The 240-nt window shown below is 40.8% G+C and carries 1 protein-coding gene; it reads left to right on the forward strand.

The genetic code is table 11. From position 1 onward, the window contains the following. Positions 1–240 (forward strand): transposase (locus MW695_RS22475; protein ID WP_247107634.1); only part of this gene is annotated, 240 nt, incomplete at both ends.

The raw sequence follows: 240 nt of genomic DNA on the forward strand, positions 1-240 counted from the left end.
TGTACTCTTCTGATAAAGGTCGTCCTAGTATTGATCCTGTCGTGTTAGTAAAAATGGTGTTCATTCAATACATATTCGGCATTCGCTCTATGCGCCAAACGATCAAAGAAATCGAAACAAACGTCGCTTATCGTTGGTTTTTAGGTTTTGGTTTTGATGATAAGATCCCCCACTTCTCTACGTTCGGGAAGAACTATGCCCGTCGATTCCGTGAAAGTGATGTGTTCGAACAGATTTTCT

This window comes from Halalkalibacter sp. APA_J-10(15) (assembly GCF_023017105.1).
Taxonomy (GTDB): Bacteria; Bacillota; Bacilli; order Bacillales; family Bacillaceae_D; genus Halalkalibacter.